Source organism: Arthrobacter sp. TmtSoilC48, assembly GCF_059739425.1.
Window position 1 is genome coordinate 1,742,922 of sequence record NZ_AP046049.1, and the last position, 17,548, is coordinate 1,760,469.

The following is a 17,548-nucleotide window of genomic DNA, read 5'->3' on the forward strand; positions in this document are numbered from 1 at the left end:
GCGGAGAACTGCGCCGAGCGTAGCTTTCTTTAGAAAAGTCATGTACTTTTGTCCACATGCCCTTACGATCCGACTGGTCCGCCCGCGCGTGCAGCCTGGCCCGCGGCCTGGATGTCCTCGGTGATCCATGGGGGAGCTTGGTCCTGAGGGAGATCTTCTTCGGAAACGGCCGCTTCGACGCGATCAAGCAGCGCCTGGAAGTCGCGGACAACGTTCTCAGCAAACGTCTTGGATGGCTGCTCGAGGCGGGGCTGCTGGCGCAACGCCCATACCAGGATGGTGCCCGAACCCGTCAGGAATATGTGCTGACACCCAAGGGCGAGGACGCTCTTCCCGTCCTCAACGCCATCATCATCTGGGCAGAGAAACACTTGGACGCCCCCAATGAGGTGTCCCATATGCGGGTGGTCCACACTGACTGCGGACAAGTCACAGCCTCGGCCGACACCTGCACCCACTGTGGCGTCCATCTGACAGCTGCCAACACGAGCTGGCATAGCTTCACACGCAGCGACCATCCACTGCCCCTGGCCGTAGCACCCGTATCAACAACTTCCCCCGAAACGGAGATCTCCGCATGACCGCTCCTGATGTCACCGGAACTCCGGCAGCCTCTGCAAGTGTCCCCGCCGGCAAGCGCCCCACGGGCACCAAGCCTGGCCGTCGACCCAGCCGCAGGCTGCACCCTGCCTGGATCGTGGCCGCCGTAGCATTCCTCGCCCTGGTTGGGGCGGCCGGCTTCAGGGCCGCGCCCGGAGTGCTGATGGTCCCGCTGCAGCAGGAATTCGGCTGGTCCACCACAGTGTTGTCCCTTGCGGTAAGCATCAACCTCGTCCTGTTCGGTCTGACGGCACCCTTCGCCGCGGCCTTGATGGAACGCTTCGGCATACGCAAAGTCACGTCGCTCGCGCTTTGCCTGATTGGCCTGGGCTCAGCGCTAACTGTGTTGGTGAACCAGTCCTGGCAGATCCTGCTCACGTGGGGCGTGCTGATTGGCCTCGGAACGGGATCCATGGCCCTCGTCTTCGCAGCCACCATCGCCAACACCTGGTTCGCCAAGAGCCGTGGCCTGGTGATCGGCATCCTGACCGCCGGCAGCGCCGCTGGCCAGCTTGTCTTCCTGCCCTTCATCGCAGCCCTGGCGCAGAACCCGGGCTGGCGGGGCGCGTCGCTGCTCATCGCCGCCGGGGCGCTCGCTGTTGTGCCGCTGGTCCTGAGGTGGCTGCGGAACTCACCCGCCGACGTCGGGGTGTTGCCTTACGGTGCGGAAGCATCTGGCGCCAGTCCCGCCGGTTCAAAGACCACGACGCCGGGTGTTGCAGTTGCGTCGACGGCGTCCGCAGCAGCCAAGCCGGATTCGGCGAACGCGGCTGTCCGGGCATTGCAGGTCCTTAAGCGTGCCAGCAAAGTCCGCACGTTCTGGGCGTTGGCGGCGGGCTTCGCTATCTGTGGAGCGACAACGAACGGGCTCATCGGCACACACTTTATTCCCTCAGCTCACGATCACGGGATGCCCGAAACCACAGCGGCGGGCTTGCTGGCCGTCGTCGGGATCTTCGACATTGTGGGGACCATCGCATCCGGTTGGCTGACGGACCGTTTTAACCCCAAGGTGCTGTTGGCCGTGTACTACCAGTTCCGGGGGATCGGGCTTCTGGTGCTGCCGCTGCTGCTGGGCTCATCCGTGGAACCGAGCATGATCATCTTCGTCGTGGTCTACGGCTTGGACTGGGTGGCCACGGTGCCTCCGACCGCGGCCATCTGCCGCTCGGTGTTCGGCGCCGATGGCTCAGTGGTTTTCGGCTGGGTGTTCGCGGCCCATCAACTCGGAGCGGCTGCCGCCGCACTGGCTGCTGGTTTCATCCGCGATGCCACCGGCCATTACAACTATGCGTGGCTGGGCGCGGCTGCAATGTGCACGGTAGCTGCAGTGATCAGCGCAACCATCCGCAAGGATGCGGCACGGAAGCAACCCGTGGTGGTCGCCGACGCGCCTGCCGCCCCAACCAACTAGGTCGCAGCTGATGCCGTTTTGGGGCGCCAAAACGGCATCAGCTGCTACCTACTTGGGTGCTCAGCCGCGGAAGGCGGCGATTCCCGTGATGTGCTGCCCAAGGATGAGGGTGTGAACTTCGTCAGTGCCCTCATATGTGCGCACTGATTCGAGGTTGTTGGCGTGCCGCAGCGGCGAATAATCCAGGGTGACTCCGTTGCCGCCCAGGATAGTCCGGGCCTCCCGGGCGATCTTGATGGCCTCGCGGACGTTGTTGAGCTTGCCCACGGAGATCTGCTGGGGCTGAAGGTGTCCGGCGTTTTTCAGGCGGCCAAGGTGCAGGGCGAGCATGGTTCCCTTTTGGATCTCCAGGAGCATGTTCACCAGCTTCTCCTGCGTCAACTGGTATCCAGCGAGTGGTCGCCCGAACTGGAGCCGGCTGCCGGCATACTCCAAGGCGGCCTCATAGGAGTCGCGGGCTGCGCCCATGGCTCCCCACGCGATGCCGTACCGGGCCTCGTTCAGGCAGGAGAACGGTCCACGAAGTCCGACGGCACCCGGGAGGATTGCCTCCGGACCCAGCATTACGCCGTCGAACTTTATGTCGCATTGGATTGATGCGCGCATGGAGAGCTTCGGTTCGATCGGCGTGGCCGTTACGCCCGGCGTGCCCGCGGGTACCAGGAAGCCGCGGATGCCGTCGTCTGTTTGGGCCCACACCACCATGACGTCGGCAATTGAGGCGAGTCCGATCCAGCGCTTGGCGCCGTTGAGGACCCAGCCGTCGGAGGTCTCCCGGGCGAAAGTGGCCATCGAAGAAGGATCCGAACCGGCCGTCGGCTCCGTCAACGCAAAGCAGCCGATCAGTTCACCGGCGGCCATCCGCGGCAGCCACTGTTCTTTCTGCTCCTCCGAGCCCCACTTGTGAATGGCCGTCATCGCGAGTGAGCCCTGCACTGAGACAAAGGTCCGGATCCCGGAATCACCGGCCTCCAGTTCCATGGCTGCCAGGCCATATTCGACGGCGGTGCGTCCGGGGCAGCCGTAACCCTCCAGATGCATTCCCAGGACGCCAAGCTCGCCCAACTCCGGCACGATCTCCCGCGGGAATACTGCGTCCTCATACCAGCGCGCGATGTTCGGCCGGATCCGCTGGGTGGTGTAATCCCGCACTTTCTCGCGGAGGGCCAGCTCTTCGCTGGTCAACAGGGAATCAAGGGCCAGCACATCCGAGGTGTTCGTCGTTGAATCGCTCATTCCAGCATCCTAAGTGGCTGGATGCCCGCAGTGGACGGACGCACCGCGCCGCCAGCCGGGTCGGGCCGCGCCGGGCCCAGCCGGGTCGGGCCGCCGTCGGGCGTTTAAGTAGTATGTATTCCGGGAGCCACTGGGATCCCCACTGCACAAAGAAAATATTGGGGGACAAAGACATGGCACTGCCCGGCGTCGATTTACAGGCTAAGGCGGAAGCCGGGAAGTCTGCATCCACCGCATCACAAACACTCCGTTGGCTCCCGTGGGCGCTCTTGATCTGGCCCGTGTGGCTGATGCTTGCTGGCTGGAGTAAGGAGGGCCTGGACTTCAGTGTCTACTGGTTCGGCGGAAGCATCCTCAACGAGGCCGGTGCCTCGCCCTCGGACTTGTACGGCCCAAGTGTTGCCGCCGCCGGAGGACCGGATCTTCCCTTTACCTATCCGCCGTTCGCAGCGCTCATCTTTGGCTTGTTGGCACTCTGGCCGCAACCCGCCGCGCTGATGCTGTTCAACGTGGCCGGCGTAGCGATTGCCGGCTGGGTTGCCGCCACCATAGTGAAGTACTGGGCCTCCAAGCACGACTGGCGAACTGCATTGTCATCCGCCCGCGCCCGCTGGATTGCCGGGGCGCTGTTCCTGGCTGTCCTGTTCCTTGGTCCGTGGCGTGAAACGCTGGCGTTCGGCCAGATCAACATCCTGCTCATGGGCTTGATGGCTGTCGACTTGCTGGGCGCCTCCGGGCGCCGGGGGTTCCGTGGCAGCGGCTTCCTGGTGGGCATAGCGGCGGGTATCAAGCTCACGCCCCTTGTCTTTGGCCTGTACTTCCTGATGCGTAAGGACTGGCGTGGACTGGCCAACATGTCCATCGGTTTCGCCGGTACCGTCCTCCTGGCATGGGTGGTTCGGCCAGCCGAGTCGCTGCAGTTCTGGCTGGAGATACTCCCTGACACGTCCCGGATCGGCGGCGCCGGCTACGTGGACAACCTCTCGATAAAGGGCGCGTTGCTGCACTTCGGCGTGCCGCAGGATTTGGTGACGCTTCCCTGGCTAGCGCTCAGCCTTGGCACGGTGGTGCTCGCGGCCTTCCTGATCCGCGCGGCCAGCTCGCAAGGAGCCCGCGTCATTGCAATATCGACGACGGCACTGACCATGCTGCTCATCAGCCCCGTCTCGTGGTCCCACCATTGGGTCTGGATGGCAATGGTCTTGCCGGCCTTCGCCTGGACCATCAAGGAAACTCCGGGCCGGTACAGGGCGCAGAGAATTCTGATGACCGCCGTGTTTGCCGTTTCCACGCTGGTCTTCTTTTATTCTCCAAAGACCATTGGCACGGCTCTGGGTGCCGCTGATCTCAACGTCCAGACGCCGGGGCTGTGGATCATGGCATCGAGCGCAGGGGTGTTCTGTGCCCTGGTGATCCTGGTCTGCTGGCTCCTGGCGCTGCGGCGGGATGCCGTCCTGCCGGATGGCGTGCCTGCCCGGCTCCGCCAGTGGGCCATGGCACGGCGCTGAACGCAGGCTACTCGCCGCGCACCAGCCCGACCTCGGTGTGTTCACCGGTGAAGAAGCCACGCGTGGCAGGTGCGAAACGGCACACGATGGCCAGCACCACACCCAGGAGCAGAAGCAGGACACCGCTGACAAAGGCTCCGCCGATCCCAAAGATCTGCGTATCACCGTATTCCGGATCCCACATTTGCACCGCTGAAATGAAGAACGCCACAGTCAGCGACACCGCTCCCAGGAAGGGCAGGATGCCGCGGAACCACAGGTTGCGGGCAGAATCCCGGAGCGTTGAGCGGAAGAACCACACGCACGCGAAACCGGTCAGGGCGTAGTAGAACGCGATGAACAGGCTGATGGCACTGATGGAGTCCGCCAGGAGGTCCTCGCTGAGGAAGCTCATGGCCACGTAGTACGCCACGGCAGCCACACCCATCACCTGGGTTGAGAAACCCGGTGTCTGGAACCTTGGGTGGACCTTGCCAAACCGCGCCGGAAGGGCACCGTGCACGCCCATGGACAGCGTTCCCCGGGCTGTGGGGAGGATGGTGGTCTGCGTTGAGGACAGGACGGATGCCAGCACAGCCACCACGATCAGCCAACCCCAGGGACCCAGCACTACGTCCTTCATGGCCAGGAACACGTCATCCTGGTTGGCTTCATTGCCCAGGCCAATGCCTTCGGTCCCGACACTCGCGTACATCATGACCAGCAGCGCCACGGAGACGTAGATTGCCACCAGGACGAACGCCGAGATAACGGCACCCCGGCCTGGAGTCTTCGCAGGGTTTTCCGTCTCTTCGTTCAGGGCCAGGCAGGTGTCCCAGCCCCAGTAGATGAACAGGGCCAGCAGGACCCCATGAACTACGGCGCTGGGATCGGCGAACGCACCCGCGGGGTTGAACCATTCAAGGTCGAAAGGCTGGACGGTGGGGCTGCTGTCGGCTGTTCCAGGCGCGCCACCGGCGATCCCAACAATAATGGCCACCGCAAAGATGCCCAGGGAGATGTACTGGATGTAAGTCAGGGTCCGCTGGACGTGCTCGCCAAGCCGTATCCCGCGGTGGTTCACGTAGGTCATGAAGGCGATGAACAAGACCCCGGTGGCGGTGACCAACCACGTGTTCCCGGCCAGGGAGCCGTCGCCGACCAGCAACCACAGGTACTTCCCGGCAATTTGGGCCAGGTTGGCGAGGACCACGATCCCGGCCAAGGCCACTCCCCAGCCGCCCAGCCAGGCCGCCCACGGCCCAAAGGCTTTGCGGGCCCAGAAGAACGTGGTGCCACAGTCAGGGAGCGCACTGTTCAACTCGCGGAACGCGTAGGCGATGAACAGCACCGGGATGAAGCCAAGGACCAGGATCAGGGGCGTGTAGTTGCCGTTGACGGCAACTATAAGTCCCAGCGTAGCGGCCAGCGAATACACCGGTGCCGTGGATGCCAAACCGAGCATGACGGAGTCGCCAAGGTCCAGGATCCCTGCATGGAGGCCTTTGGAAGGTACGACGACGGTACGGTCGCCGCCCGCTGAACCGCCGTCCGGCGTCGAAATTTCAGTGCTCAAAGTGCAGCTCCATAAGAAGTAGTGGTGGGCGCGGCAGGCGCCGGGGCATCAATGGTGTTGGGAACGAAGCGGCAGAAATAGTCCGTGATGGGGCCATCAGATTCACGGATACCGCAGCCCACGGACTCGCCGTCCACAACCCACAGACCAAGCACCGGATGGTTTCCATCGAAGTCGGGGAGAGCGTGGTACTGCTGGAAGCACCACCCTTCGCGGCCATAGCCGCCGGGCTGCTGCAGCTCGATGCCGGGGGCATGGATACGGATGTTGTCGCCCTCGCGGCCATGAAGGGGCTTGGCCACCCATTCCTTGAGCGGGCCAGGATCGCCAAGGTAGGCCGGCAGCAGGTTCCCGTGGCCGGGGTAGAGGTGCCACAGTGCAGCCAGCAGGGCTTTGTTGGAGAGCAGCATCTTCCACGCCGGCTCTACCCACCGGGGGTTGTGCGCCCGCGTCAGCAGCCGGTGTCCGAAAGGTTCCTTCATCATCAGTTCCCACGGGTACAGCTTGAACATGGTGCTGATCATGAAATTGTCCAGGTCCACAAAGCGGTTCAGGTTCGGGTCCCAACCGATATCCGACATATTGATGCCGATGGTCGTCCACCCACCCTGGCTCGCCACATCCCGCATGTAGGCGGCAGTCATCCAGTCCTCGCCGGACTCTTCGGCCTCCGAATGAGCCACATGCAGTGTGCTCATCCCGGTGCGGAACTGCAGCTTTTTCCATTGCCGGATCAGCGCCTCATGAATTCCGTTCCACTGGTCCTTTTCCGGAAACACATCCTGCAGCCAGAACCACTGCGCAACGGAGGCTTCAATAAGGCCTGTGGGTGTATCGGCGTTGTACTCCAGCATCTTCGCCGGCCCGCCCTTGCCGTCATAGATGAAGTCGAAGCGCCCATAGATATCCATATCCCCGGCCTGCAACGACTCACCGGCAAGCTCCAACGCCTGTTGGCCGATACCAATATCTCCCATGGCCCCGGTGGCGAGGAACTTTGCCGCTTCCAGGCACATGAGGTGCATGTCCTCGGCAGTCTTCTCGAGCGTCTCCACCTCGTCCATGGTGAATTCGTAGTACGCCGACTCGTTCCAGTACTCGATTTTGCGGCCATCGGGCATGGTGGTGGTCGAAAACACCAGGCCCTGTTCTTCGATCTTCTTTTTCCAGTCCGGCCTGGGCTCGGAGGGCAAACGCCGCACGCCTAACCTCCCGAGCTTCCGCCGCTTTTGGAGCTGCTGCCAAAACCGCCACGGCTGACTGTGCCGCCCTTGGTGCTGTAGCCCGTCGACGTCTTGGCGCCTTGTGGAACTGTCTTCGTGTAGCTCGGGTAGGAGTTGCGGTTCTGTCCCACAGCGGGCACGCTGGCTCCCCGCGAGTAGAAGTACCAGGCGTAGATGGCGGAACCGCGGCCATCCGAGCTGCTGTTGTTGCACTGGGAATCGTCCACGCGCTCGCCGGTTTCATCGTTGAAACAGACCTGCGCGTAGTCAGCCTCTTGTTCGCTGCTGGCGACCACGGCCGTGATGGTTCCGGCCAGAAGGGCCGTCACGCCCAGACCCACGACGACGGTGCGGCGCCGGGAGCGCTTCTTCCGGGCCTCGGCTTGGGCTGCTTCGCGTTCACGTTCCTTGGCGAACGGGTCAAGGATGGGGAGCGGATGGCCTGGCGCTGGCTTGGAAGGGCCGGGCTGGGATGCGCCGGGCTTGGAAGGGCCTGGCTGGGATGTGCCGGGCTGAGAAGAGCCTGGCTGGGATGCGTCGGGAGCTTTGTCCGTGTCGTCATTGGCAGGAGGGATCAGCTCCGGATGGAGCTCGGGTTTGGGCACCAGCCACGGCGGTGGCTTGGGCGGATTCTTGCCCGCATCCGGACCTTGGCCACCACCTGCAGCACCGCTGCCTGACGCGCCGTTGCCTGACGCGCCGTTTCCTGAAGCGCCGCTGCCTGCGGCGCCTTCGTTCGGGTCCATGTATATCCCCCTGGATAGACCGTTGGATTGTCCGGCGCCATGCCGGACCAGATGCTGAAAGCAAGCCTAGTCCTTGAGCGGGGCGCGGGCACTGCTGTCATCCGAAGGTGGGCAGAACTGCCCATCTTGCCAACCGTGGAAGGATGTAGCCATGCCAGCTCCTGAAGCACAAAGCAGCGACTCCGACGCCGTTCTGCTGCGCCTTCCCGCTGTTCGGGGCATCGGCCGTGGACGCGTTGTAACGGGCCTTGTCCTTGCCCTGCTGTTGCCGCCGGGCGTCGAAGTCATGGTCACTGTTTTGGGCTTTCGAAACTTCGCCATGATCATGCTCCTTCAGCTGGCAGCGGCCGTGGCCGTTGCCGCAATCGGAGGCCTGTGGCCCGCCGTGGTCGCGGCGGTCCTGGGTAGTTTCCTGCTGAACTATTTTTCCGCCGAACCCGTGGGCTCCCTGTCCATCGCTGATCCAACCACCCTGTTTACCCTGGTGGTTTTCCTGGCCGTGGCTTGCGGCGTTGCGCTCGCGGTGGGACTGGCAAGCCGCAGGGCCCAGGAGGCTGCGAGGTCCGAGGCCGAGGCCACTGCCTTGAGCGAGTTGGCACTGCGCATCCTCAGCTCTGACGGCAGCCTTGAATCCTTCCTGGAGAAAGTCCGCGGAAATCTCGGCATGGAGGCTGTGACGCTCTTGGGATCGCCGGGACCGGACAGCGTCGCAGTGCCGGGAGCACCGCCGCAGTGGCGGATTCTTGCGAGCGCCGGCCCCAATCCGCCGGTGACCCATGCTGCCGCGGACCATGCCGCCGTCGTCGATCCCCACTACACGCTGTTGTTGCGCGGTGGTGCGCTGTCCTCCCAACACCAGCGTCTACTGGCGGCCTTCGGAGCGTTTGTGGTGGCTGTGCGTGAGCGGCAGCAGCTGGTCAAGAGCCGCCGGGACAACCTTCGCCTGGCCGAGGGAAACAAGATGCGCACGTCTATCCTTCGCGCCGTTTCCCATGATTTGAGGACGCCGTTGGCCGGAATCAAACTGGCTGTGAGCAGCCTGCGGCAGGAAGAGGTCCAGTTCCCTCCGGACGTGGAGAAGGAGTTGTTGGAGACGATCGAGAATTATGCGGACCGCCTTGACCATTTGGTGGACAACCTGCTGGATATGTCGCGGATTACCGCCGACGCCGTGAACCCTTTGCTCGCGGGCACCACCTGGACCGAAATATTGCCCGAGGCACTTCGAGGGATCCCGAAGGATCGGATACGCAGCGAGTTGCAACCCAACCTGCCGCCCGTAACAGCCGACGCCGGCATGTTGGAGAGCGTCGTGGCGAACATCGTTGAAAACGCGGTGAAGTACGCACCTGGTTCGGACGTTGTCCTGACTGCGCGTGCGGGTGCCGGGATAACGGTGGGGGACAAGCCTGCCAGCGAACTGAGGATCGTGGACCATGGCAGCGGGGTGGGACACAACGAGGTGCTTGAGATGTTCCAGCCCTTCCAGCGGCTTGGCGATTCGCCGGCCCCGGCAGGCGGCGCGGGTGGTGGAATCGGGTTGGGACTTGCGGTGGCCAAAGGCTTCACGGAAGCCATGGGCGGCACGCTCATGGCGGAGCCGACGCCAGGTGGCGGCTTGACCATGGTGGTTACGTTGCCGCTGTGGACCGGTCATGGGGGAGGCAGGGCATGACCCGTGTGCTGATAGTTGAGGACGAAGCCCAGATCGCACGGGCCATGCAGGTCACCCTGCAGGCCCACGGGTACCAGGCAATGACCGTTGGAAACGGCGCCGATGCCTTGAACGCCGTGGCGAGACAAAGCGTGAACATTGTTGTGCTGGATCTTGGATTGCCGGACATGGACGGGGTGGAGATCATCCGCCGCATCCGTGGGTGGAGCAGCATGCCCATCATCGTGCTGTCCGCCCGGCATGCCTCGGAGGACAAAGTTGAAGCGCTCGACGCCGGTGCGGACGACTACGTGACCAAGCCCTTCGGACTGGATGAGCTGCTTGCGCGGCTTCGGGTCGCCTCGCGCCGGGTCCTTACCGATCGGGAGGAACCTACCTTGGCGACGTCGGACTTCATGGTGGACCTGGCGGGCAAGAAGATCGTGAAGGACGGGTCAGAGGTGAGGCTGACGCCCACCGAGTGGAACATCCTGGAGTTGTTGGTCCGGAACAAGGGGAAGCTGGTGAGCCAGCAGCAGATCCTGACCCAGGTCTGGGGTCAGGCCTATGCCAAGGAGACGCAATATCTGCGGGTGTATATTGCCCAGTTGCGGCGAAAGCTGGAGCGGGACCCGGCCGCGCCGCGGCACCTGCACACTGAAGCGGGAATGGGTTACCGGTTTGATCCTTAAATCCGGTTCCCCGTCCGTAAACTGTTGTCCATGAACACCGCATCCCTCCTCGCTGTCTGCCGTGTCCACCAGTTGTTGCCGGACCCGGAAGGAAGCGTTGGCGTCACGGCGATAGATAAGCGTCCTGTCGAAGGCCCCGTGAAGATCCACAAGCTCGGCGTACACGGCGACGTCCAGGCCAACAGGTTCGATCACGGCGGGGAAGACCAGGCCTTGTATGCCTATTCCCAGGCGGATGCCGATTACTGGTCGGCCGCACTGGATCGTGAGCTTCCAGCCGGCGCCTTCGGGGAGAACCTGCGGGTGGACGGAATCGAGACCACGGGAGCCGTCATTGGTGAACGTTGGAAGATCGGGCTGGATGTGGAGGTGGAGGTAACGTCACCGCGTGTCCCGTGCGCCACCTTCCAGCGCTTGCTGGACGAGCCGCAATGGGTGAAGCGCTTCACGCAGGCCGGGCGGGTTGGAACCTACCTGCGTGTGATCAAGACGGGGACGGTTTCCGCGGGAGACCACATTCACCAACTGTTCGTACCGAAGCACGGTATTACTGTTGGCCAGTGGTTCAGCGAGCCCACACCGGACATGGTGCAAACCCTGCTCGATGCCGAGGCGGACGGGGAGATTCGGCTTCAGGACGAATACCACGGGAAGTTCGAGAAAGTCCTTCGGCGAAACGGGTTCTAAGCCTTCTTGAACGGGCTGCGCGGCTTGTTGGGGTGCTGTATGGAGGCTGCCTGGAGTAGCCGAGGAGTCCGGGTGTGCTCAAGCTCACTTGGTCTCCATCAGCACTCAACTCGCGGTGATGGCACTCTGTGCCCTACACTTGAAATATCCCCCACTCCGGAAATCCCTTTATCCTGCCCAATTCTTGAGGCAGGACTGGTAAGTGTTGGGGCCCGCAAATGTGTGCGGGCATTTTCATAGGGAGAGCCGGCTAAAGAAAACGCTGTACAGACTGCTGGGATAGCAGCCAAGAGATGCAGCGGGAAGTCCTGCCATGGGATTGCGATAGCGCCGGACTTCTTGCGAAAGCAGGGCACCTTTGCCTGGCTCTTCGCGACGAGTAATGCGGCCAAGCCCAACCGGGCCGCGCCGACTGCCCTATGGATGAGGAATTTCCCCCTATGACCGAAAATCTCAACGAAAACTTCGACGCCCCCAACGCTGAGTCTGCTGACGTAGCAGAGACCGCCGCTGAAGGCACCGCAGTAGAAGCACCGGCCGCCGCCGCTGCCCCCGTCGAGAACGCTGCACCCGAGTCTGCAGCCCCCACCTTCACCGAAGCTTCTGCCCCCAAGGTAGAAGACGAGGAAGAAGAAGGCGTCCGCTTCGTCGATCTTGGCATCGATGGCCGCGTTCTGGCCGCACTGCAGGATGTCGGGTACGAAAAGCCGTCCCCCATCCAGGCAGCCACCATCCCGCTGCTCCTCGAAGGCCGCGACGTCGTCGGCCTGGCCCAGACCGGTACCGGCAAGACTGCAGCCTTCGCTGTCCCTGCCCTGTCCCGCCTGGCGGAGCTGCACGACCTCAACGGCCCGTCCCGCAAGACCCAGGCATTGGTCCTGGCGCCGACGCGTGAACTCGCCCTCCAGGTTGCCGAAGCGTTCACTTCCTACGCCAAGCACATTGACGACTTCACCGTGCTTCCGGTTTACGGTGGTTCCGCTTACGGTCCCCAGCTGGCCGGCCTTCGCCGCGGTGCACAGGTTGTTGTCGGTACCCCCGGCCGTGTGATCGACCACATTGCCAAGGGCTCCCTGGACCTCTCCGAACTCCAGTACCTGGTGCTGGATGAAGCTGACGAGATGCTGCGCATGGGCTTCGCCGACGACGTAGAGCAGATCTTCCAGCAGACTCCGGAAACCCGCCAGGTTGCACTGTTCTCTGCCACCATGCCGGGCCAGATCCGCCGCATGTCCAAGCAGTACCTGAACAACCCTGCTGAAATCTCGGTGAAGTCCAAGACCACCACCGGTGCCAACACCAAGCAGCGTTACCTCCAGGTCATGGGCCCGCACAAGCTGGATGCCCTGACCCGCATCCTCGAGGTTGAAGACTTCGACGGCGTCATCGCCTTCGTGCGCACCAAAATGGCAACCGAGGACCTCGCCGACAAGCTGAAGGCCCGTGGTTTCCAGGCTGCCGCCATCAACGGCGACATCCCGCAGCAGCAGCGCGAACGCACTGTTGACGCGCTGAAGGAAGGCCGCATCGACATCCTGGTTGCTACCGACGTCGCAGCCCGTGGCCTTGACGTTGAGCGCATCAGCCACGTCATCAACTACGACATCCCCCACGACACCGAGTCCTACGTCCACCGCATCGGCCGTACCGGCCGTGCAGGCCGTTCCGGTGACGCGATCCTGTTCATGACGCCGCGGGAGAAGTACCTGCTGCGTTCCATTGAGAAGGCTACGCGCCAGCCGGTGGAGCAGATGCACCTGCCCACGGCCGAGACCGTGAACACGCTGCGCCTGGGCAAGTTCGCTGAACGCATCACCGAGACCCTCGAGTCCGAGGATGTTGCAGCATTCCGCGACCTCATCTCCTCCTACGAGGAAGAGCACAACGTACCGGCCTCGGAGATCGCCGCTGCACTGGCCGTCATGGCACAGGGCGGACAGCCGCTGCTGGTCAAGGAACTGCCTGCAGCTCCTGAGTACCAGAAGCGCGAGCGCTCCAAGGACGGCTTCGGCTCCCGTGGCCCGACCCGTGCACTCACCGAGGGCAACGCCACCTACCGGATCGCCGTCGGACGCCGTCAGCGCGTCATGCCGGGCTCCATCGTGGGCGCCATTGCCAACGAAGGTGGCATCTCCTCCGCACAAATCGGTGGCATCGACATCCGCTCGGACCACTCCCTGGTGGAGCTCCCGGCAGACCTCAGCCCCGAGCAGTTGCGCGCACTGTCCCGCACCCGCATTGGTGGCGAACTGATCCACCTTGAGCTGGACAACGGACGCAGGCCCAACAGCGACCGTGGCAGCTACGCCGGTGGTGGCGCCGGTGGCCGTGGTGGCTACGGCGACCGCGAGAACCGTGGTGGCGGCAACTTCAAGGGCAGCGGTGGGTTCAAGAAGGACTTCCGCAAGTCCGAAGGTGGCGAGCGTTCCTCTGCCGACCGCGGCGGCCGCACGTACAGCGACCGCTCCGAGCGCACTGCAGGCAGCTTCGGCGATCGTGACCGGGGCCAGGCCAGCGGCTCCCGCTTCGGCGGACACGGCGACGGCGCCCGCAAGCCCCGCAGCGGTGGCGAAGGCGGACACCGCGACTTCAACCGCAAGGGCAAGTGGTAAACACTGGTCAAGTGGTAAACACTAAGTAGTTCCCGTCAGGGGGTCGGCTTTCGGGCCGGCCCCCTGTGGCGTTTAACCCCCGTCAATTCCTGCTCTTGTTCGATATACGGAGCCTTGAACGGCGGGTATATCGAACAAGACCGGGATTTCTGCGGAGGTCCTGGAAGCCTTGGAACGGCCGGAGTGCCGCCGTACGATCGAGGTGCTACGAGTGGCGTAGCTGCGAAGAGCCTGAAGGTCGCAAGCTGAATGTAGGAGGGTTCCGATGGGATTGCTCGACAACTTGAAGAAGAACCTGGGCCGTGGTGAGAAACATCACCCAAGCCCGGATGCCAGTGTCCCGGATGCCAGCGTGGTGGATGCCGGTGAAAAGGATCACAGGAACCAGGGTGCGGCCGCCGCGCCGGACACCTCAGTTGATCCTGCCGACCAACCCGCTGCCGACCAACCGGCTGCCGACCCCTCCGCCGTGGACCAGGCGGCAGAGGATGCTGCCGCCGTCCATGCTTCTGCTTCGAGCAAGGCGGCCGCGGAAGCTGCCGCAGCCCAGGCCGCCGAACAGCAGGCGGCGGCCAACGCTGCAGGCGCTGGGATCGCCGAACAGGCGGGCTTGGAGCCGGAAGCCCCGGAGATCCAGCCAGTGACCCGCCAGGCAGCCTCTGAGGCCGCTGCCGAGGCAGGACAACGTGGTCCAGTCGCCCCTCGCGTCACGGAGGTTGCGGTGGAGCCCGGCGACACGATGAGCGGCATCGCTGCGCAGTTCGGGGTGGACCTCGGAGCCCTGATCGCAACGAATGCTGACACAGTGCCCAACCCGGATCTCATCTACCCCGGACAGGTGCTCCGGCTGCCCTGATTTGGGCGTTATCTGGATCAGGAAAACGGCGTCTGCGCAAATTGTGTCGGCGCCGTTTTTCCCCGGATTTTCGCCGATTTGTAGCTTCTGAAAACGTCCGGTAGAGTATTTACTCGTTGCCCCCCTAGCTCAGTGGTAGAGCGCGTTCTTGGTAAGAACGAGGTCACCGGATCGATTCCGGTGGGGGGCTCTGAATGAGGGCCTGTGTCAAGGCGGTTTTGACCGGCTTGACACAGGTTTTTCTCATTCGTGGCGGTGTAGCTCAGTTGGTTAGAGCGCACGACTCATAATCGTGAGGTCGGGAGATCGAGCCTCCCCACCGCTACAGAGCAAGACCCCGCAGGTATCATCTGCGGGGTCTTTTCATTTGCCCGACCGCGCCACCTTTCCATCTGGGACAGAATGGGTGCATGAGCCGAATCGCAATCATTGGCGGCCACGGCAAAGTGGCCCTTCATCTATCCCGGATTCTTAGTGGCGAAGGTCACGATGTCACGTCGTTCATTCGGAATCCCGATCATGTGGCAGATGTCACGGAGACGGGAGCCACTGCGCAAGTGCTGGACGTGGAAAACTCGACGACGGCGGAACTCGCCCAGGCGCTCAAGGGCCACGATGCCGTGGTCTGGTCGGCAGGGGCCGGTGGGGGTAACCCGGCCAGGACCTATGCCGTGGACCGGGACGCCGCCATCCGATCCATGGACGCGGCCAAGGAAGCCGGCGTTAAGCGTTACGTGATGGTGTCCTACATCGGCAGTGCCAAGGATCACGGCATTCCCAAGGACCACCCCTTCTTCCCTTATGCAGAGTCCAAAGCAGCGGCCGATGACTACCTGCGCAGTAGCAGCGGCCTGGACTGGACGGTGCTGGGACCGGGAACCTTGACCGAGGAGCCGGCGTCCGGGCTGATCGAAGTCAACCCGGCCAACCCTGGCAACGGCACCGGGACGTCCCGTGCCAACGTTGCTTTGGTGGCCGCTGCCGTCCTGGAACTTCCCGGCACTATCCACCGGACCATCACTTTCAAGGATGGGACCGTTGACGTGGTGGATGCCCTGACCACGGATTGACGTGGCAAGGGATCTACGGACCCCGGGATAGGTTGGTAGGTAGCTTCTGTGGGCCAGGCCTGCCGGAAGCTCGTACAACTTCTGGGGAAGCGGGAACATGGATCAGCTGGCACTCATTATCGGATTGCTGCTTGCCACGGTGCTGGCCGTCGGCCTGGGGGACAGGCTTCGGCTTCCTTATCCGGTCCTGATGCTGCTCCTGGCTGTTGCGCTGACGTTCATTCCCGGCTTTCCTGAGTTTGAGATTTCGCCGGAGCTGATCCTGCCGATCTTCCTCCCGCCGTTGCTCTTTGCCACTGCGCAGAAGAGTTCCTGGGCCGTTTTTCGCGTCCGGTGGCGGACGCTGCTACTCATGGCTGTCGCCTTGGTGGTGGTTTCCACCGCGGTGGTGGCTGGTGCTGCGTGGCTCATGATTCCTGGTATCGGGATCCCGGCAGCGATTGCTTTGGGAGCCATGGTGGCGCCGCCGGATCCCGTTGCCGTGGAGTCAGTGGCTGGCCGCGTTCACATGCCCAGGCGGCTCATTACTGTTCTGCAGAGCGAGGGCCTTTTCAATGACGCCGCCGCAATCGTGATCTTCCAGGCAGCAGTCGCTGCCACGGTGTCCGGTAGCGAAGTGGGCCCCAATGTCATCCTGCAATTTGTGGTGGGCGCAGCCTTGGCAGTGGTCATTGGCATCGCCATGGGCTGGCTGACCAAGTTCATCACCAAGCTTGTGACGTCCATGGTGGCGCGCAGCGCGGTCACGCTTGTGGTTCCGTTTGCTGCCTACATCCTGGCGGAAGAGCTGCACGCATCAGGTGTGGTGGCCGTCGTCGTGACTGCATTGGAGCTGCAACGCCACGCGCGGCCGCAGGACGCTGCTGAGCGCATTACGCGGACAGCTTTCTGGGACGTGGTGGAGCTGCTGGCCACCGGACTGGCCTTCGGCCTGGTGGGCTTGGAGATCCGTCACGTCATCCGTGACGAGGGGACGGCGATTTTCGGGATGATCGGCGTTGCCGTGGTGATTTGCATCCTGGTGTTCGTTGTCCGCTACCTGTGGCTCGGGCTGCTTGCGCTCACGGCCCACCGGCGGCGGAATCTGCTGCAGCCAACCTCGCCGAAGGAAGTACTCATCCTGACATGGTGTGGAATGCGTGGGCTGGCCACCCTGGCCCTCGCTTTGGCGCTCCCCGTGACCCTGCCTGATGGGAGTGACTTTCCCGCACGGCACGAAATCCTCGTCATCGCCTGCGCCGTGCTTCTTGCCACGTTGGTACTGCCGGGCCTGACACTTCCCTGGCTGATGCGGGTCCTGAAAGCCACGGAGGACGGTTCCCATGAAAAGGACGCGGCACGCGTTCTGGCCAAACGTGCGCAGTCGGCAGCAGTCTCGGCGCTGAAGGACCATGAGCTCATGAAGGAACTCCCGGCGGACAAAGTGGCACTGGTCAAGGAAAAGATGCGCCGGCTCCACGCAGAGCTGCTGGATGGGACGTTGCGCAACGAGTCGGCGGCGGAGAAACGCAAACGGGGCCGTGAACTTGCCATTGCCGTGCAGACGATCGCGCTGGATGCCGCCCGTCAGGAAGTGGTGGAGGCACGTAATGAGCCCGGGACTGATCCTGAAGTGGCAGATCGTGTCCTGAGGCAGCTGGATTTGCGCACCATGTCAATGCCGGAATAGCACCGCGCAGGCCCGGGTTGCAGTCG

The 17,548-nt window shown here is 63.3% G+C and carries 14 protein-coding genes and 2 tRNA genes; 12 read left to right on the forward strand and 4 right to left on the reverse strand.

Going from position 1 to position 17,548, the window contains the following annotated elements; genetic code table 11:
- Positions 1–56: 56 nt before the first annotated feature.
- Together AC6I97_RS08240 and AC6I97_RS08245 are read left to right on the forward strand one after the other, a co-directional pair.
- The gene (locus AC6I97_RS08240) at positions 57–581 is read left to right on the forward strand and encodes a winged helix-turn-helix transcriptional regulator (protein ID WP_224088401.1); all 525 of its coding nucleotides are present in this window, start codon (positions 57–59) and stop codon (positions 579–581) included.
- Positions 578–2,014, forward strand: coding sequence for an MFS transporter (locus AC6I97_RS08245; protein WP_497944659.1), 1,437 nt, complete (start codon positions 578–580; stop codon positions 2,012–2,014). The genes AC6I97_RS08240 and AC6I97_RS08245 overlap by 4 nt, the downstream gene beginning before the upstream one ends.
- A 60-nt stretch (positions 2,015–2,074) precedes the next feature.
- Here AC6I97_RS08245 and AC6I97_RS08250 read toward each other — a convergent pair whose 3' ends face one another.
- Positions 2,075–3,250 carry an acyl-CoA dehydrogenase family protein gene (locus tag AC6I97_RS08250; RefSeq protein WP_497944660.1) on the reverse strand — a complete coding sequence of 392 codons (1,176 nt, stop codon included), beginning with the start codon at positions 3,248–3,250 and terminating at the stop codon, positions 2,075–2,077.
- A gap of 173 nt (positions 3,251–3,423) precedes the next feature.
- On the opposite strand from AC6I97_RS08250, the gene AC6I97_RS08255 reads away from it, so the two are divergent.
- A complete protein-coding gene (locus tag AC6I97_RS08255; protein ID WP_497944661.1) occupies positions 3,424–4,758 on the forward strand; it encodes a glycosyltransferase 87 family protein in 1,335 nt (444 codons plus the stop codon).
- A 7-nt stretch (positions 4,759–4,765) separates the two neighbouring features.
- Here the strand turns inward: AC6I97_RS08255 and AC6I97_RS08260 are convergent, their stop codons facing one another.
- From AC6I97_RS08260 to AC6I97_RS08270, 3 genes are read right to left on the reverse strand one after another with little or no spacing between them, the layout of a single operon-like run.
- A complete protein-coding gene (locus tag AC6I97_RS08260) occupies positions 4,766–6,313 on the reverse strand; it encodes an APC family permease (protein ID WP_224088397.1) in 1,548 nt (515 codons plus the stop codon).
- Positions 6,310–7,515 carry a glutathionylspermidine synthase family protein gene (locus AC6I97_RS08265; protein ID WP_309925700.1) on the reverse strand — a complete coding sequence of 402 codons (1,206 nt, stop codon included), beginning with the start codon at positions 7,513–7,515 and terminating at the stop codon, positions 6,310–6,312. The genes AC6I97_RS08260 and AC6I97_RS08265 overlap by 4 nt, the downstream gene beginning before the upstream one ends.
- A gap of 2 nt (positions 7,516–7,517) precedes the next feature.
- Positions 7,518–8,282 (reverse strand): Tat pathway signal protein, encoded by a 765-nt coding sequence (locus AC6I97_RS08270; protein WP_497944662.1) that lies wholly within the window; start codon positions 8,280–8,282, stop codon positions 7,518–7,520.
- A gap of 151 nt (positions 8,283–8,433) precedes the next feature.
- Here AC6I97_RS08270 and AC6I97_RS08275 point away from each other — a divergent pair, with 151 nt between their 5' ends.
- The 9 genes from AC6I97_RS08275 (at position 8,434) to AC6I97_RS08315 (ending at position 17,522) form a co-directional block, all read left to right on the forward strand.
- On the forward strand, positions 8,434–9,957 hold the full coding sequence (locus AC6I97_RS08275) for a sensor histidine kinase (RefSeq protein ID WP_497944663.1): 1,524 nt from the start codon (positions 8,434–8,436) through the stop codon (positions 9,955–9,957).
- Positions 9,954–10,628 (forward strand): response regulator, encoded by a 675-nt coding sequence (locus AC6I97_RS08280; protein ID WP_224165039.1) that lies wholly within the window; start codon positions 9,954–9,956, stop codon positions 10,626–10,628. The genes AC6I97_RS08275 and AC6I97_RS08280 overlap by 4 nt, the downstream gene beginning before the upstream one ends.
- Before the next feature lie 30 nt (positions 10,629–10,658).
- Complete coding sequence (locus AC6I97_RS08285; RefSeq protein ID WP_497944664.1) at positions 10,659–11,315, forward strand: MOSC domain-containing protein; 657 nt, start codon at positions 10,659–10,661, stop codon at positions 11,313–11,315.
- A gap of 440 nt (positions 11,316–11,755) precedes the next feature.
- Complete coding sequence (locus AC6I97_RS08290) at positions 11,756–13,927, forward strand: DEAD/DEAH box helicase (protein ID WP_224165037.1); 2,172 nt, start codon at positions 11,756–11,758, stop codon at positions 13,925–13,927.
- A 265-nt stretch (positions 13,928–14,192) separates the two neighbouring features.
- Complete coding sequence (locus AC6I97_RS08295; protein WP_497944665.1) at positions 14,193–14,783, forward strand: LysM peptidoglycan-binding domain-containing protein; 591 nt, start codon at positions 14,193–14,195, stop codon at positions 14,781–14,783.
- A gap of 118 nt (positions 14,784–14,901) precedes the next feature.
- Positions 14,902–14,973, forward strand: a tRNA-Thr gene (locus tag AC6I97_RS08300).
- A 61-nt stretch (positions 14,974–15,034) separates the two neighbouring features.
- Positions 15,035–15,108 (forward strand) — tRNA-Met (locus AC6I97_RS08305).
- Positions 15,109–15,193: 85 nt separating this feature from the next.
- Positions 15,194–15,853, forward strand: coding sequence for an SDR family oxidoreductase (locus AC6I97_RS08310; RefSeq protein WP_497944666.1), 660 nt, complete (start codon positions 15,194–15,196; stop codon positions 15,851–15,853).
- 97 nt (positions 15,854–15,950) lie between these two features.
- Positions 15,951–17,522: a Na+/H+ antiporter gene (locus AC6I97_RS08315; protein WP_224165034.1), complete on the forward strand. Its 1,572-nt coding sequence runs from the start codon at positions 15,951–15,953 to the stop codon at positions 17,520–17,522.
- Positions 17,523–17,548 lie beyond the last annotated feature (26 nt).

Excerpts from the sequence above, each read along its gene's own strand:
- AC6I97_RS08270 (WP_497944662.1), bottom strand. The coding sequence starts at position 8,282 with ATGGACCCGAACGAAGGCGCCGCAGGCAGCGGCGCTTCAGGAAACGGC.
- AC6I97_RS08290 (WP_224165037.1), top strand. The coding sequence starts at position 11,756 with ATGACCGAAAATCTCAACGAAAACTTCGACGCCCCCAACGCTGAGTCT.
- AC6I97_RS08255 (WP_497944661.1), top strand. The coding sequence starts at position 3,424 with ATGGCACTGCCCGGCGTCGATTTACAGGCTAAGGCGGAAGCCGGGAAG.
- AC6I97_RS08275 (WP_497944663.1), top strand. The coding sequence starts at position 8,434 with ATGCCAGCTCCTGAAGCACAAAGCAGCGACTCCGACGCCGTTCTGCTG.
- AC6I97_RS08250 (WP_497944660.1), bottom strand. The coding sequence starts at position 3,250 with ATGAGCGATTCAACGACGAACACCTCGGATGTGCTGGCCCTTGATTCC.
- AC6I97_RS08295 (WP_497944665.1), top strand. The coding sequence starts at position 14,193 with ATGGGATTGCTCGACAACTTGAAGAAGAACCTGGGCCGTGGTGAGAAA.
- AC6I97_RS08245 (WP_497944659.1), top strand. The coding sequence starts at position 578 with ATGACCGCTCCTGATGTCACCGGAACTCCGGCAGCCTCTGCAAGTGTC.
- AC6I97_RS08285 (WP_497944664.1), top strand. The coding sequence starts at position 10,659 with ATGAACACCGCATCCCTCCTCGCTGTCTGCCGTGTCCACCAGTTGTTG.
- AC6I97_RS08310 (WP_497944666.1), top strand. The coding sequence starts at position 15,194 with ATGAGCCGAATCGCAATCATTGGCGGCCACGGCAAAGTGGCCCTTCAT.
- AC6I97_RS08240 (WP_224088401.1), top strand. The coding sequence starts at position 57 with ATGCCCTTACGATCCGACTGGTCCGCCCGCGCGTGCAGCCTGGCCCGC.
- AC6I97_RS08280 (WP_224165039.1), top strand. The coding sequence starts at position 9,954 with ATGACCCGTGTGCTGATAGTTGAGGACGAAGCCCAGATCGCACGGGCC.
- AC6I97_RS08315 (WP_224165034.1), top strand. The coding sequence starts at position 15,951 with ATGGATCAGCTGGCACTCATTATCGGATTGCTGCTTGCCACGGTGCTG.